Origin of the sequence: Enterococcus sp. AZ109, assembly GCF_051714625.1 — a bacterium.
GTDB lineage: Bacteria > Bacillota > Bacilli > Lactobacillales > Enterococcaceae > Enterococcus_A.
Genome location: NZ_JBIOSF010000001.1, coordinates 1,486,528 through 1,502,699 on the forward strand (window position 1 = coordinate 1,486,528; position 16,172 = coordinate 1,502,699).

A 16,172-nucleotide genomic window follows, 5' to 3' on the forward strand; every position below is an offset into this window, starting at 1 on the left:
TTTCGAATTATCCGGATTATTTTTCAGAGCTGAACTTTCAGGTTCATTTTAAAACGGATTATAAAACCTGCCGCCATTTACTTTAAACAACAGCAAACTTACCACAAACAATGCTATGCTGCTTAGCATCAATACATAATCTTTTCCCAAAAACGGCTGATCGACATACCAGGTTCGCTTTTTCTTTTGACCAAAACGTCGTAATTCCATTGCGGTACTAATCGTTTCAATCCGATCCAAACTAGAAAAAATCAACGGTAGGACGATCTGAGCAGTTCCTCTTAATCGCTGAGTCAGCTTGCCTTTTTTCGACATTTCGAAGCCCCGTGCTTGCTGGGCTTGGGAGATACTAAAGAAATCCTCTTGAATGTCTGGGATATATCGCAGAGCTAAAGAAACCGCATAGCTGATCTTGTAGCTTAAACCGATCTTGTTCAAACTGGCCGCAAAAGAACTAGGATTCGTAGTCAATAAGAAAACTAACGCCAACGGAATCGTACAGAAATATTTCAATACTAAATTGAACAAATAGAAAAGCTGCTCTTGAGTTAACGTGAAGCGACCGATACCTTCTAAAATGACATGACGGCTGCCGTATAGTTGAACGCCATATTCTGGTTCAAAAATATAAACAGCCAGTAAGTTCAAGACAGAGAAGAAGAAAATGAACTTCATGACAAAGGAAATTTGGTGCCACTTAATATTGGCTAATTTAAACAAAAACAGCGAGAAGATGCTAATGACTAGCAGATACCGCGTATCGTACGTGGTCATACAAGCGATTGAAACCAGCAATAAGAAAACTAACTTGGCGGTCGCATTTAAGCGATGGATCACCGTATTATCGGGATGATACCCTAACGTTTGATGTTCGTTCATCCTTGACGCACCTCCCGATCATAGTGAATAAATTTACGGGTAAACGCAATGGGATCATCCAAGCCGATTTTTTCCGCAAAGGTAAATAAGCTAGTTTCCTTTAATGAAGACTGTTCAACCAGTTCGTGTGAAGTTAACACATCGATCGGTGTAGTATCCATCAATACATTCCCTTTACCAATAACTAACGCCCGATCCGTATACTCCAGCATTAGATGCATATCGTGAGTAATCATTACGACCGTTTTCCCTAATTTGTTCAGCTCTTCAACAAAGCGCATCATTTCCGTATAATTGCGGAAATCTTGACCCGCCGTTGGTTCATCTAAAATAATCATTTCCGGTTCCAAAACTAGAATAGCGGCAATGGTCACTCGTTTCTTCTGACCATAGCTTAAAGCAGCGATTGGCCAGTTTCTAAAAGGATACAGCCCACAAACCTTTAAAGCGTGTTCTACTCTTTCCTTGATTGCTGCTTCAGAGACTCCTCGTAAAACTAAGCCCAAAGCAACTTCATCAAAAATCATTTTTTTCGAAATCATTTGATTCGGGTTTTGCATTACATAGCCGATCTTGTCCGCTCGTTCTTTGATCGATTCTTTGGTTATATCTTGGCCATTCCACAGCATTTGGCCATCTGGGGAAATGAAGCCGCAGATCGCTTTGAACAAGGTTGATTTTCCCGCACCATTTTTGCCAACTATGCTAATCCGTTCCCCCTTATGGATGGTCGTTGATAAATGATCGATTACTAAGGGATCTTGTTTGCGATACCGATAGGTCAAGTCAGATAATTCTAGCAATGGTTCACCTTGTTTAGAGGCAGCTAGGTCAAAGTGCTCCGCCTCCCAAGTCACCATTTTCTCTTTGATATTGGCGCCGCTTAGTGTAGTCAAATTAGCTAGGTTAGCGACTCTCTCCAAGTCGACCTCTGCATATTTCATCGCAGTTACATACAAGGGTTCACGAATGCCGTTTTCTGCCAAAATAGAAGAACGGAGCAATGCATCGGGGGCTAGATCAGCAACAATTTCTCCTTCGTTAAAAACAATCACGCGATCCACAGGCTGATCCAAAACATCTTCCAAGCGATGCTCAATAATCACCACCGTAGCCTTTGATTCTCGGTGCAAACGATCGATCAACGCGATCGCTTCTTTACCAGCAGCCGGATCTAGGTTAGCCAATGGTTCATCAAACAGTAGAATCGGCGCTTCATTAATCAGCACACCCGCCATTGACACCCGCTGCTTTTGCCCGCCAGATAAATCCTGTGGCCGTTTGTCCAAATGACCATCAATGTCCACGACCTCAGCCCAACGTGCTACCTGTTCTTTCATCTCAGACTGAGAAACTGCGTCGTTTTCCAGTACAAAGGCAATATCTTCAGCTACTGTTAAACCAATAAATTGTCCATCCGTGTCCTGTAAAACAGTTCCTGTACTAAAGGACAATTCAAAAAGTGAACTTCCAGCGATATTCTTGCCATCAACTAGAACTTCTCCTTCAATTGATCCCTCATACTGATTCGGGATCAACCCATTAATACAATGCGCAAACGTAGATTTCCCACTGCCAGAAGGACCCACCACTAAGATTTTTTCGCCCTCATTGATAGTGACATTTAACTGTTTTAAGGTTGGTTCCGATTGACTATGGTATTGAAAAGTAAAATCCTTAAATGTAATCATCGGTTTTGTCATGTTTTTTCTCCTTAGGCAATAAAACGCAGAAAAGCCGAGTGCCAGGCACCCGGCTAGCGACAGCTAGTCTTTTTTCAAACTTCCCTGTTTGGTTTGTGTCGCTGCGTAAGCTTTCATTAATAATGTACCAATAATTCCCACTGCTAAAGCATTTACAACTACAGATACGACACCTTGTGTATACACTTTGTTAGCAGGTTCACTGTAAATAATAACATCTAGTGTTGGTGCTAGTAATCCCCATACCACTGCGTTAGAAAAAACTTGGAAAATATTGAAATAAATAATTTCTTTTTTACCAAAAATCCCGTGCTGTAAATCAATTTTCCGTCCTACAAAACCAAATATTAATCCAATAACCCCAGAACAAATGATCCAGCTCCACCATGCACTACCATAAGTAGTAAAGTCTTTTAAAGTGTGGCCGATCAAACCAATCAACGCACCAGCAATCGGTCCGTAAATAACTGACATTAAGGCTAAAAATGGATATGCCGTTTCTAAATTAGTATTAGGAATCCCCGTCGGAATCACTACAAAACGTCCTAGAATTACAAATACTGCTGAACCTATCCCGATGGCTACAATCGTTTTTACTGAAAACTCTCTTTTCATACTTTATTCCTCCTCAAAAATAATCCTTGGTGCCTTCCGTAATTCAATCTTCCAATCAGTTCCCGTACCGATATGGTATAAATCAGAAAAAGAATCCTGATTCACCGCTACCCCTATATTCACCAATGAATTGATGTATACTAGCGGTTCTCCAACGTTCACATCCGCAAACGATTTAGCGAATTGCATGATATTCTGATAAACCTTTTTACCTTGATGGAAAATTGATACTTGCAACATGTCACCATGCTGAATACCTTCGTCTTTAAAGTTGTCTAGTGGTATGTTTGTCCATAGAGAGCCAAAACGTACGTCCAATACATCGATACTTCCACTTAAAATGTGACCTTCATGCTTAGCTTCGACAATTTCTAATTCCGCTATACTATCGTTGGAAACTACACTACCTAGTTCTTCAAAGGTAATTTCACCGCTAGCCAAACGTGCACCATTATAAGCATAAATATCCCGACCATGGAACGTATGGCTTTCTTCAGAATGTGGTAAGCGACTTTTTACTTCATCGATTGCTCTTACTTCTTCAATACCTTCATAGTGCTTAATATGAGTCAACGAGCCATTGTCTGGTGTAATCACGTAATGACCAGAGCTTGTTTTACATACGATACTACGTCGCGTACTACCAACTCCAGGATCAACCACCGAAACAAAGACAGTCCCTTGCGGCCAATATTTCACTGTTTGATACAGACGATAAGAAGCCACCCAAATATCATATGGAGGGATATCGTGGGTTAAATCACTGATGGTGATATCTGGACTTACCATATGAGCAACCCCATACATTGCGCTAACTGCGCCATCTCCTAAACCAAAATCCGTTTGCAATACTAAATAATTTCCCATAACAGCCTCCGCTTAACAATATTTCATAACTTTCTGAAATATCTTATAATTTACAACCAAAAAAAGCAACTGATTTTTGTGAGAATTCACTAAAATATTCGTGAATTACTGATTTTAGTCTTAATTCGGCGATTTTTTTCCCTAGATCAAATCAGAAATAGCGATTCACATCTAGCATTTGGATAAAAAGCAATTTTAGAATTAGACTTTCCTCATACTAGAAAATGGCGAGTCTATATCTTTGTAAGCTCTACATAAAACCTATAACATATAAAATATCTTAAGAAAAAGGAGGAAAAATCCATGAAAACATTAGACTATATCGCTCTTGGCTTACTAATTGTCGGCGGCTTGAACTGGTTATTAGTTGGTTTGTTCGAGTATGATTTAGTAGCAGCGATTGCCGGCGGTCCAGCAACAGCTTTTGCTAAAGTCATTTACGTAGTTGTTGGTATCTGTGCCATCTATTGCTTACGCTTTTTCCCGCTTATCTCGCGTGCAGCTGAAGTAAGAGAATCAAATCCAAACATTTAAAAATGAATACAAGTAAGTTAAGGTTGTTGGGACTAGGATTGTTCCGACAATCTTTTTTGTCTTTTTAAGAAAATCTCCCCTCTCGCAACAAGATGCTACTGTTATTTACCTTTTTCCATTTGATAAGGTATTTTTTGATCCTCACACCATTTCTTGGCAATTTCTAATAAGACCTGTCCTTTAAAATCATACCAGTCTTGAGTGATTCCTAAATCAGCAATCGTATCCTTAAAATAGCGGAATGCACCTCTACCTGAAATTGCTCGTTCCAAGCGATTTTACATGGATGAACTGGATAATTGGTAAATAAAATCCTCCATTGTGCCGTACTCATTGATCTCATAGCGATCTGGCAACGAAGCTTATTCCTCAGAATGCGCCCAATAGTCAATAATTTTAACGACTGTTTCTTTTTCCCAACCATCTCATTGTCTAAATTCGCTTCTTTTATATCTACTTCTTCAGCTAAATCATAGTAATTTGTGTCCAAATAAAGAAATTCTCCCGTTTTCTTATGGACAAACGTGTCAATTTCCTCAAATTGCGTATCCATTTCTTCAGCTAACTCTTTTAGACAAATCATTTTATGCCCCCCTTTCATTATCTTTCAGCTAGAAATAAATGTCTACAACTACCTCCATATTTAGGAAGCATTTTTCCAAGCCTGGGAAAATTGGCTTTATCCTCGTACGTCTATCATCCTACTAGACATTTCGTATCATTTTGTAGTTGGAATAATTGGTGGATTGTCTTCTATCTTGATAAACTGCGAAAAGTGGAACTGGCAGCTAACTCATAGTATGGAATTTATTTTTCCAGAATCAGGAAAAATGAGTCTTATCTTCATACGCTTACCATTCCACTACACAGCATGAATCATAGTTTGGTGATTACTTATAACATTTCTTTCTCCCTTTTTACACTGCGAAAAGTGGAACTGGCAAAAAAAAACACCAGCAACCGCAGCCGCTGATGTCAAAGTATTTATTACCGTGGATTACGTTTCATCATATAGAAGTAAACAGGAATGCCTAGTGCTGTAATCAATAAACCAACCATTGCTAACGAGAATTGGTTAATCAAGGTCATGACTAAAATAAACACGCCTCCGACAATCGCAACTGCTGGAATAACTGGATACAGCGGAACCTTATATGGACGATGCAAATCTGGTTCGGTTTTTCTTAGCTTAATAACCGCAATAAAGACTAAGGTATAAAAAATCCAAATTACAAAGACTAACATATCTGTTAACATGTCAAAGCCGCCAACCATCATCATCGCCACAGCAATCACTAACTCCAAAATACCGGCAATATAAGGAACCGAGTTTTTGTTCAGTTTTGCTAATTGCTTAGAAAATGGTAATTGTTTTTCAATCCCCATTGTATAAGGCAGACGCATACCAGTCATGGTGTAGCCATTAATTGTTCCATAAACGGAAACCAAAATGCCGATCGTAACTAATTTACCACCTATACCACCGAAGATTCGTCCGGCAACTTCCATTGCTGCGTTTTCGTTTCCAGCTAATTCAGGAATCGCCATAGTCTTTAAGTAAGCCCAGTTTACCAATAAATAAACCACCATAATGCCCAGAATACCACCAGCAATCGCACGAGGTAAGTCTCGGGCTGGTTTCTTCAACTCACCAGCTAAGTTCCCAACGTGAATCCAACCATCATAAGCAAACATCGTCGCTAATAGTCCTGCACCTAACGCTGAGGCAAATCCGCCGACATTAGGACCCGCTTGAACTGGGAACAGGCTGACTTCCACTGCGCCTTCTCGCATTAAACCGAAGATAACGATTAAGGCTAATGGAATTAGTTTGAAAACTAACGTAACAGATTGGAACATACCGCCGGCTTTAGAGCCTAAGAAGTTAATCAACATAATCGAAGCCGCTGCGACAATCGCAATTGGTACGATCATTCCATTGTCTAAGCCAAACAGGTTTTTAAACTGAGTAGCGAAAATAATGGATAAGGCTGCTACATTGGCTGGAAAATAAATAATTACTTGCGCCCAACCTAGTAAGAAACTTGGAAATTTTCCATAAGCTCGTTCAATATAGCGCAGCATTCCCCCTGTTTCAGGAATCGCTGCCGCTAGCTCTGCTCCAGTTAATCCGGCACAGACACTGATTAGTCCTCCTAAGAACCAGGACAGCATGTGCATGCTGGTTGATCCAGTTACTGCAGCAACGCTGGCTGCTTTGAAGAATACTCCTGCACCAATTACTGTTCCCATAACAGTAGATAGCGCTGGGAAGAAGGTCATCGTTCGTTTTAATTCGCCTTCTTGGGTTGTTTTTGAAGCGACAACATCCTGTTCATTCGTTGCCATGCTTTTTCCCCCTTACATAAGATTTTATTATTCTAACAAGTAAGCCGTTGTTTATGTATTAAATAAATGCTTGCACGGTCTAAACTAAAAAGCGGCTTTTTCACTTGGATAGACATTTTATCACGGAGAACAGAAAAAGGTTTGTGTTATCTCTCAACACTTACCTTTTTCTTATCACCGCCTAATACATTTCTTACTTGTCGTTTACTTGCTATTTTGCGACCATTCCTTCAGTCTCAAACTTTTTCTCCAAACGCATTAACATTTCATCGGTCATACGTTCTAAATCATAGCTTGGCGTAAAGTTCCATTCATCAACAGCACATTGGCAATCAATAGCGTTTGGCCAAGACTCTGCAATACTTTGACGAACTGGATCAACTTCATAATTCATTTCAAACTCAGGGATACGTTTTTGGATGGCCGCTGCAATTTCTTCTGGAGCAAACGACATTGCCGTTATGTTAAAGGCATTGCGGTGTTCCAAACGATCTGAATCCGCATTCATTAAATCAATAATCGCATCAATTGCATCATCCATATACATCATGTCCATATAAGTTCCTTCAGCGATGAAAGAAGTATAAGATTTATTTTTCAATGCTTCATAGAAAATATCAACTGCGTAGTCTGTTGTTCCCCCGCCAGGTTCCACTTTGTAGGAAATCAATCCTGGGAAGCGGACTGAGCGAGTATCAACACCATATTTATCGTGATAATAATTTTCCAATAGTTCGCCAGCAACTTTAGTCACCCCATACATGGTGGTAGGATGCATCACTGTATCTTGAGGCGTACTATCAGGTTCAGCATCTGGCCCATAAGCTGCAATAGAAGATGGTGCGAAGAATTTAATCCCGTCACCCAATTCACGAGCAACTTCCAATCCATTCATTAAGCCACCCATATTCAGCTGCCAAGCAAAGGCAGGTCGTTGTTCTGCGGTCGCTGACAATAAAGCAGCAAGATGAATTATAGTATCAACGTCGTAACGTTTTGCCAAATCTAAGAAACTATCGTAATCTTGCACATCTAAAGTTTCAAACTGTCCGTTTTCCACCGTTGGATTATCATTAGGTCTACGAATATCTGTAGCAATGACATTTTCCCCCCCTAAATCGCGGCGTAAACGTTCAGTTAACTCTGATCCAATTTGTCCTAAGGCACCTGTGATTAATACTTTTTCCATCTAAAAAACTTCCCTTCTATAGTTGAGTAATTTTTATTTGATAATGTCTAGTTCTTTGCCGACTTTTTCATAGATCTTGATGGCATCGTCAAGCATTTCTTTTGTGTGACCTGCATTAGGCATATTGCGTACCCGACCAGTTCCTAATGGGACTGTTGGGAAAACAATTGGTTTTGCATAGACACCGTTTTCAATTAATTTCTTAGAAAATTCTTGGGCTAATTTTTCATCTCCCACAATAACTGGTGTAATTGGTGTTTCAGATTTACCAATGTCATAGCCAATTCGTTTTAATTCTTGCTTGAAGTAATTGGCATTGTCCCAAAGTTTTTCTACATATTCAGGATGTGTCTGGATCAGCTCAATCGCCTTAATTGCTGCGCCAGCCGCCCCTGGTGTTAAAGAAGTTGAGAAAAGGAATGGGCGGGCTTGTGATTTCAACCAAGTAATCAATTCATTACTTCCAGCGACATAACCGCCGACAACTCCAATCCCTTTAGATAACGTACCCATTTGGAAATCAATATGATCCTGCATACCGAATTGTTTGACAGTTCCAGCACCTTTACCCATAACGCCCGTACCATGGGCATCATCTACGTAAGTAATGACATTGTACTTTTCACAAATTTCAACGATTTCCGGAATTTTTGCTACATCCCCATCCATTGAAAAGACGCCATCAGTAATGTACATAACTTTGCTATACTCGCCGCTTTCAGTTGCTTCCTTCGCTTTCTTTTCTAAATCCTCCATATCTTGATGGTTAACACGAATGATCTTAGCACCGGACAAACGACAACCATCAATAATTGAAGCATGATTTAATTCATCAGAAAGAATTGCATCACCTTTTTTCATAACTGCTGAGATAGCACCCATGTTGCAGTTAAAGCCTGATTGAAAGGCAATTGCTGCTTCTGTTCCTTTGAATTCAGCGATCTTTTCTTCTAACTGCCGGTGAATATCTAAGGTGCCGTTAATGGTACGTACCGCTCCTGCACCTGCTCCGTACTCTTCTGTAGCCTTTACATCGGCCGCTATTAATTCTGGTCTTGTCGCAAAACCTAAGTAGTTATTTGAAGCCAAATTTATTAGTTTTTGTCTGTTGACTACGATCTCAGGCCCGTTACTGCCCTCAATTACGTCAATGGTATTAAACAAACCTTTTTCCTTTAGTTCCCTCAAATTAGTTTCAAGAAACTGATCCAATACTTTTGAACTCATTCTAATTCCTCCATTACTATTTTCTGGTCATCGTTTTCTGAATATTCCGTTATCTTTCTTCTTTATTTAAAGTAATTTAGATAACACCAAGCTTAAAGAAAACGTTTTCTATAACCTACAATCGTAGTATATATCTTCGATGCTACCGCTTACAACATTCTTGCACTTGAACTTTTCGAATTATAATAAATAACTAAATTTAACCAAAGTATTCTTATTTATCTTTTTCCCACCAATAGTCTCTTATACTAAAAAAATACGATGATATACGTATTGCAAGACAACTATCATTGCTAATTGTTAGAAATCTATTTTCACAATATAGATTTCTAACAGTTAGCACAGGTCCTTTAAATAGCTTTAAATCACTAATCTAGTTAATTTAATATAAAATAGAAATAGTTATTTTTTTCACAATCAAAGACGCAACTTTTATCAGATTTTTCTGATAAATTTCACTAATAAAACGCTCGCTTTTTCTCATTTTAAGAAGAATTTGCTAAGTTTTTTTGCCATAAACGACTAAAACACCTCTATTTTTTTCAAAATAGTACATCTTTTATGGATTTTTTTGTTGAAATACAAATAAAAAGACTCGTCATTTGACGAGTCTTAGACTGGCAGCCTTTTATTGAGAGATTCTAACGGATCATTTTATTCAACAATCAAACAATTCAACGACTTGCTGTATTCAGTCACCACTGCTTGTGCTATTTTTTGATCTATTTTCCCTTCTTTTTCTAGCTGATTGATTAGCTGTACCACGTGATCATTGTCTTTTCGATCACTGACTTGAATTTTTTGAATCAGTTTATCTAGTCTCTTACGAATTGTGGGATAACTCATGGAATATATTTCTGCTAAGTCCTTAATCGATCCTGAAGATAAAACAAAATTCTTCACAAAAACTACTTCTTCTTCTTTTAGGTCTAAAAACCAACGGGGTAACTTTTCATTTTTCATAATGACACCTCTTTAAATTTTTAAGATTATTTTTATTTCTAACTTATTATATATTATCAAAAATACTTTTCTGATAACTTGCACGAATAGCTTTATATCAGCATAAAAGTAGTCCGTTTTATCAAAAAGCTACGATTATTTTACACAAGCGTTGTTTTTTAAATATTTTTTTCTCATTTTCTATCGAAATACCTGCTATAATATAATGTATGGAGATTATTTCAGTCATTTTTAATAACTAACAAGTCGTTTTCCCGAGGAACTCCACCTAAATTTCTTTGCATCTAAAGTTAATTTAAGATTTTTTAGTATTCATTTCTGAAATTGCTAACGTTTTCAGAAAAAAACATGGAGTTCTACTCCTTTTAATAATGTTCTTTAAAGAATTTTTTTTAATCTTATATTGTCATTTTTTAATCATAACCTGCGATTACCAATAAAAGACGTCCGAGGAGTTAACTATGATCTATTTTTATCCCGAACTATTTTCAAGGAATACTGCACTAATTATTTACTTTTCACAAACATTGCCTGCATTAATTGTCTACTTGGTTGCCGTTAAATATAGCTTGTCATTGCAGATTTCGCGTTCCTTCATTCTACTAGCTACGCTGTCACCTTTTTTACTTGGCTTAGTTTTTAATTTATTAATTCGACGATATTTTCAAGAAGTTTTGGTTGTTCACAATATTTTTAGTATTTTAGCTCAATTTGTTATGCTTTGCATTGTGTACATGATTTTTTACCGAGGGAATCATTGGCTTCATTTTCAGTTGTTGGTTATTACAATAATAACAATTTTTTGTGCTAGTCTCTTTGAGTATATTCGAATCTATTTACTTAATTTTTCAGATATACCCATTTTTTCAATTTATGTAATAAATTGGTATTTTTTATTCTTCTTGTTGTTTCTTCCTTTGATGCGTCGTTTTATCCAATGGACTCGTCAATTTATGGAACAGTCACCTTCTTCAGTTTTATTAATTACTTGGATATCACTGATTACTCTAGGGCTATTTCAGATCTTTATACAGGTAAGTTCATTAACACAGGCAAGTGAACATCTCAGTTATAATTCTGTCATCTTTTTATCGTCAAGCTATTTAGGAATTCCTTTTATTCAGTGGCTTGCTCCACAAGCACGATTTATTATTGAGCCAGTCAATGATATGTATCCATTTGGAACCTCATTAATGGTAACTGTGACCATTCTAGTAAGCTTATTTTTTTTCTTACTCTTTTTAAACAATTACAACAAACAAAAATTGGCACAACAGGAACAGTTGAAATATGAGCTAACGCAATATATTAATACCTTAGAAGACATGACAAAAAATATTCGAAAAAACCACCATGACTTTAGTAATATTCTGATCTCGTTAGGTGGCTATATTTATCAATCTCCTGTCAATGAACGAGAATTAAAAAAATACTATGAATCAGTCACAAAAACCTTCGAGGATGACTATCATTATTTTCTTGAAGTATCTAAACTAAAAAATATTGCTGTTCCAGAATTAAAAACACTCATTTTCACTAAAATTATGGATGCTACAAAAAAAGGAATTCCTTTTAATATTGAAATTGAACAACCGATCCAAGAACTACCTCTAGATCAGTTATCCTTGTCACGTATCTGTGGGATTTTGATGGACAACGCTTTAGAAGCAGCTGCGGAGAGTGCAGATCCTTATGTTCGATTAGCTGTGATCGAAGATGAAACGACTATCGTACTTGTTCTTATTAATTCAACAAAATTCAAAGATATTCATCTGATGTTAGAACAAGATAATTTTTCAACTAAAGGAGACAATCGTGGTTTAGGTTTATCGATTGTTCGCTCTATCATTCAAAAACATAGTAATTGGGTAACTATGAAAACAACACAACAGGAAAATGAAGTACGCCAAACACTAATTTTCAAGAAGGGGTAAATCAATGGCTATTAAAGTTTATATTGCAGAAGATCATTTGGAACAACGAAATCAAATTGTACAGTCAATCAAAAATTATCGTTTATTTTCCGACTGGGAGTTAGAAATAGCGAGTGTAGCTGCTTCTGGAGAAGAATTATTAGCCAGTATTGATCGCGAAAACCAATGGAATATCTACTTCTTAGACATCAATTTAGCGGCAGAAGCAGAAATAAGTAATGGATTTGTTGTCGCACAGGAAATTCGAAATTTTGATCCTTTCGGTTTTATTGTATTTATCACTGTCCGTTCAGAACTTAGTTTTTTGACCTTCCAGTACCGTGTGCAAGCTTTAGATTTTATCATTAAAGATCCAGCTGTGAATATTCAAGAACGAGTACACACTTGTCTAAAAACAGTAGAACAGCGATTAAGCGTATTGGATACTAGTCAAACAATTAAGTTGAATACAGGTAATGAAATAACTTCTTTTATAATAGAAGACATTCTTTATATCGCTTCCAACAAAGGACATATTCTTTCACTGCATACAAAACAAAAAGAATATCAAATTTATCAAGAAACCTTGAATCATTTAGAAGAGCAACTAGAAGAGCGATTTATACGCTGCCACCGTGGGTTTTTAATTAATACTAAAGCAATTCGTCATATATCACGTGATTTCAGTAACCTGATACTTGAAGATGGTACCACAGTGCCTGTATCAGTCAGAAAAAGAAGTGCTTTAAAAACACTGCAATCAAAGTATGTATCGATTCGATCATGACTGAAGGAATTAGATAGAAAAAAAGTTTGCCATCTATTTTACAATTGTAAAATAAATAGCAAACTTTTTTACTTATTCGCCGCCGTTAAATGGTCCACTGATGACGACTTTACCAAGCATATGCCCTGTTTCAACATCTTTTGTAGCTAGTTTCAAATTAGCAGCGTTGATGCCATCAGAGTAGACTTTGCTTAAAGTCGTTACTAACTTACCTTCATTAGCCAAATTAGCAATCAACTTCAATGCATCACCTTGGGTTTCGATTTTATAATCATGATCTGTTTTAGCAAACATGTACTCCCAATCAAAGCTGACTGATAAGTTTTTCCAGTCACTGATATCAATTGGTTCATGAATGCCTACGATAGTCCCAACATGACCAAATGGTTTTACCATGTGTTTAATTTGATCTAGGTAACGAGTAATATTGAATAGCACGGCAATATACTCAACTTCATGAACACCTAATTCACGCAAACTAGCCTTCAAATCATCATGATAGTCAATAGGATGATCTACTCCTAATTTTTCCAACCATTCGAAGTTTTTAGGACTTGCTGTAGCATAGACTTCTAATCCAGCCCAATGTGCTAGTTGGTTTAAGATTGAACCAACACCACCAGCTCCATTAATAACTAGAATTTTTTTACCTTTGTTGGCATTTTCTTCGGGAATCAAACCGAACTTTTCAAAAAGTAATTCATATGCTGTTAAAGAAGTTAATGGCAAAGCCGCAGCTTCTTCATCAGATAAGTTTTCAGGCGCCAATGCTACAATCCGTTCATCAACTGCTTGATATTCCTGATTACTACCGGCACGTGTGGTTGTTCCGGCATAAAATACGCGATCGCCAACTTTAAACTTTTCAACTTCTTTTCCGATACCGACAACTTCACCGACTGCATCGAAACCTAAAACTCGTAAAGCATTTCTCTTTATGGTATCTTGACGTAATTTAGTATCAACCGGGTTCACCGAAACTGCCTTTACTTTTACTAATACATCTCTTGGTCCAGGATTAGGAACCATTTCTTTTTCATCCATAAAACTTTGTGCTTCATCAATTGGCAGTCCTTCAAAAAATCCAACTGCGTGCATAAACTTCTTCTCTGACATCTGAATTCCTCCTTGTCTTTGTACTAATTATGAAGCAAAATCGGTCTTTTTTAAAAGATTTTGCCTTTTATTTAATCACATCGTATATATCAGACATGTTTTGACGTTTCTTTTCAGGAACTTCTTGAGCACGGTAGCCGAAACCTGCCATATAAGAAACACCAAATTCATCCAAATCGATGATGTTCTTCTCTGATAAATAGTTTTCGACTGCTTCTTTATTGAAGCCTTCAATCGGTACACTGTCAATTCCAAGATAGGCAGCCGTAGTCATCATGTTAGCTAAAGGAATGTAAGTTTGCTTTGAAGCCCAATCAAATAATGAACGTTCATCTGTCAAACCAAAATCATCTTTTTGGAAGTTGTTAAAGAAGATCGTTTGTGGTGATGTTTCTGAGTAAGGAACTCCAAATACGTCTTCCACCATATGTTTAACGTGTGAGCTGTTACCTGTCAAATTCTTTCTAGCTAAGACAATTAAAAAGTGACTGGCACCATTTAAACTGTTGCGGGCGCCCCAAGCAATTTCTTGTAGGTCATCTTTAACTTTTTGACTTTCCACTAATAAAAATTTCCAAGGTTCATAACCGAAAGAACTTGGTGATAACCGAGCTGCTTCCATGATGGTCATCCAGTCTTCTTCAGCAATTTTCTTAGTTGGATCAAAAGCTTTTGTAGCAAAACGTTTTTGATAAACATTCAAAATTTCATTGCGTAATTCTGCTTGGTCTGTCATATTTTCTTCTCCTTCGTTAATAATCGGTGGCATAGGTAATTTTAGATAAAAATACCCGAACTACAAGTGATGAAAGCTCCAAATTGTCGCAGCTTTGCGACTAGGACCTACGGAACCGTAGGAGCAATATCTTATAGTTCGGATATTTCATTAGTTAATTAGCTTATGTCAAAGATTTTCAAAAATTATTTTACTTTAGCAGGTCCTTTGCCAATGAAAATACGGAATAAGCTGTAAGGTTTTTCCCGTAAGTCTTCACCTTTATGGAAACCAGCTTGGCGTTGCAATTGGTTCGCATTGAAGTACAAGTATTCGTCTGGTCCAATAGATAAAGTATCAGGCCATAAAATACGAGGGTCATGAGTCAATGTTTCCATTGAACCATCAGTATTAATGACACGAATACTATTGTTTTCATAGTCGCCAGCATAGATAGTACCATCTGCTGCTGTAATCATACCATCTGAAGCACCCTTTTCGCCCCAGTCTTTGACATGTTTTTCAAGTTCTTCATCTTCAATGTCTTTATCGAAAATCAAATCGGTATCGATAGAGTAAAGATGACGACTTGATAATGGGCTGAAGTACAAGGTTTTACCATCTGGTGAGATGGCAATTCCGTCAGCAGCTACTTGCCACGGAGAAGTAGAACCATCTGCTTCACGGTTCATCAAGATTTCGCCTTCTACTTTAGAAACGAAGTCAGGATCAACAGCAGTAGAATGTGTCCCATCTAAAATACGGAAAGCATCGCCAGTGCCAAGATCAACAACGATCAACGCACCAGGTCCAGTAATAGAAGAGTCAGTAATATAAGCGACTCCTTCAGAACCACGACGCAAGTCAATACGTACATCATTTAAATAGGTAGAATCTAGTACCACATCGTTAGAAAAAGTATAGACTTTACGGATTGAATTGCTTTCTAAATCGACAGCAACTAATTTTGCACCGCCCTTAATAGGAACATCAAAATTTGGCGCAGCTGTATCTAGTACCCATAGTGTACCTTCGCCGTCAGCAACGATACTTTGAACACTTAAGAAGCCTTTTTCAGGGTTTTCAGGGTCAAAGGTGTTGATTTCTTGGCTTGGGTAAGGAACTAATTCACCATCAACGATTTCAGCAACGGTTGCTTTTACATCGTCGCCCCATTCAGGGAAGTTGATGAAAATGCGACCTGTTTCTGTTACGCTAACGCCAGTTGGCATTTCGCCGTAAAAAGCGTGGACTTGTTCTAATTCACCGAAAAATTTCTCTGTAGGATAATTCATCATACATCTTCCTTTCTAAT

At 37.5% G+C, this 16,172-nt stretch carries 15 protein-coding genes; 3 read left to right on the forward strand and 12 right to left on the reverse strand.

Annotation, left to right across the window (positions count from 1 at the left end):
- Window positions 1–48: 48 nt before the first annotated feature.
- The 4 genes from IGI42_RS07045 to IGI42_RS07060 form a co-directional block, all read right to left on the reverse strand.
- Window positions 49–879 (reverse strand): energy-coupling factor transporter transmembrane component T family protein, encoded by an 831-nt coding sequence (locus IGI42_RS07045; RefSeq protein WP_438715121.1) that lies wholly within the window; start codon window positions 877–879, stop codon window positions 49–51.
- Complete coding sequence (locus tag IGI42_RS07050; RefSeq protein ID WP_438715122.1) at window positions 876–2,582, reverse strand: ABC transporter ATP-binding protein; 1,707 nt, start codon at window positions 2,580–2,582, stop codon at window positions 876–878. Before IGI42_RS07050 ends, IGI42_RS07045 begins: the two co-directional genes overlap by 4 nt.
- 63 nt (window positions 2,583–2,645) lie before the next feature.
- Complete coding sequence (locus tag IGI42_RS07055) at window positions 2,646–3,197, reverse strand: ECF-type riboflavin transporter substrate-binding protein (RefSeq protein ID WP_438715123.1); 552 nt, start codon at window positions 3,195–3,197, stop codon at window positions 2,646–2,648.
- A gap of 3 nt (window positions 3,198–3,200) precedes the next feature.
- Window positions 3,201–4,064 carry an SAM hydrolase/SAM-dependent halogenase family protein gene (locus tag IGI42_RS07060; RefSeq protein WP_438715124.1) on the reverse strand — a complete coding sequence of 288 codons (864 nt, stop codon included), beginning with the start codon at window positions 4,062–4,064 and terminating at the stop codon, window positions 3,201–3,203.
- 303 nt (window positions 4,065–4,367) lie between these two features.
- On the opposite strand from IGI42_RS07060, the gene IGI42_RS07065 reads away from it, so the two are divergent.
- The gene (locus IGI42_RS07065; protein WP_438715125.1) at window positions 4,368–4,598 is read left to right on the forward strand and encodes a DUF378 domain-containing protein; all 231 of its coding nucleotides are present in this window, start codon (window positions 4,368–4,370) and stop codon (window positions 4,596–4,598) included.
- A 208-nt stretch (window positions 4,599–4,806) separates the two neighbouring features.
- On the opposite strand, the gene IGI42_RS07070 is transcribed toward IGI42_RS07065, so the two are convergent.
- From IGI42_RS07070 to IGI42_RS07090, 5 genes are all read right to left on the reverse strand, one after another.
- Window positions 4,807–5,181: a hypothetical protein gene (locus IGI42_RS07070; protein WP_438715126.1), complete on the reverse strand. Its 375-nt coding sequence runs from the start codon at window positions 5,179–5,181 to the stop codon at window positions 4,807–4,809.
- Window positions 5,182–5,585: 404 nt separating this feature from the next.
- Entirely contained in the window at window positions 5,586–6,947 is a 1,362-nt protein-coding gene (locus tag IGI42_RS07075) for an APC family permease (protein ID WP_438715127.1), read from the reverse strand.
- Window positions 6,948–7,158: 211 nt separating this feature from the next.
- Complete coding sequence (locus tag IGI42_RS07080; protein WP_438715128.1) at window positions 7,159–8,136, reverse strand: NAD-dependent epimerase/dehydratase family protein; 978 nt, start codon at window positions 8,134–8,136, stop codon at window positions 7,159–7,161.
- Window positions 8,137–8,169: 33 nt separating this feature from the next.
- The gene (locus tag IGI42_RS07085; protein ID WP_438715129.1) at window positions 8,170–9,363 is read right to left on the reverse strand and encodes a glycine C-acetyltransferase; all 1,194 of its coding nucleotides are present in this window, start codon (window positions 9,361–9,363) and stop codon (window positions 8,170–8,172) included.
- 654 nt (window positions 9,364–10,017) lie between these two features.
- Entirely contained in the window at window positions 10,018–10,326 is a 309-nt protein-coding gene (locus IGI42_RS07090; protein ID WP_438715130.1) for a DUF2089 family protein, read from the reverse strand.
- A gap of 461 nt (window positions 10,327–10,787) precedes the next feature.
- On the opposite strand from IGI42_RS07090, the gene IGI42_RS07095 reads away from it, so the two are divergent.
- Window positions 10,788–12,260, forward strand: a complete 1,473-nt coding sequence (locus IGI42_RS07095) for a GHKL domain-containing protein (RefSeq protein ID WP_438715131.1) — start codon at window positions 10,788–10,790, stop codon at window positions 12,258–12,260.
- A gap of 4 nt (window positions 12,261–12,264) precedes the next feature.
- Window positions 12,265–13,026: a LytR/AlgR family response regulator transcription factor gene (locus tag IGI42_RS07100; RefSeq protein WP_438715132.1), complete on the forward strand. Its 762-nt coding sequence runs from the start codon at window positions 12,265–12,267 to the stop codon at window positions 13,024–13,026.
- Between the two features lie 72 nt (window positions 13,027–13,098).
- Here IGI42_RS07100 and IGI42_RS07105 read toward each other — a convergent pair whose 3' ends face one another.
- The 3 genes from IGI42_RS07105 to IGI42_RS07115 all read right to left on the reverse strand — a co-directional run bounded on the left by IGI42_RS07105 (window position 13,099) and on the right by IGI42_RS07115 (window position 16,152).
- On the reverse strand, window positions 13,099–14,142 hold the full coding sequence (locus tag IGI42_RS07105; RefSeq protein WP_438715133.1) for a zinc-binding alcohol dehydrogenase family protein: 1,044 nt from the start codon (window positions 14,140–14,142) through the stop codon (window positions 13,099–13,101).
- Between the two features lie 67 nt (window positions 14,143–14,209).
- The gene (locus tag IGI42_RS07110; RefSeq protein ID WP_438715135.1) at window positions 14,210–14,878 is read right to left on the reverse strand and encodes an NAD(P)H-dependent oxidoreductase; all 669 of its coding nucleotides are present in this window, start codon (window positions 14,876–14,878) and stop codon (window positions 14,210–14,212) included.
- 185 nt (window positions 14,879–15,063) lie between these two features.
- Window positions 15,064–16,152: an L-dopachrome tautomerase-related protein gene (locus tag IGI42_RS07115; protein WP_438715136.1), complete on the reverse strand. Its 1,089-nt coding sequence runs from the start codon at window positions 16,150–16,152 to the stop codon at window positions 15,064–15,066.
- Window positions 16,153–16,172 lie beyond the last annotated feature (20 nt).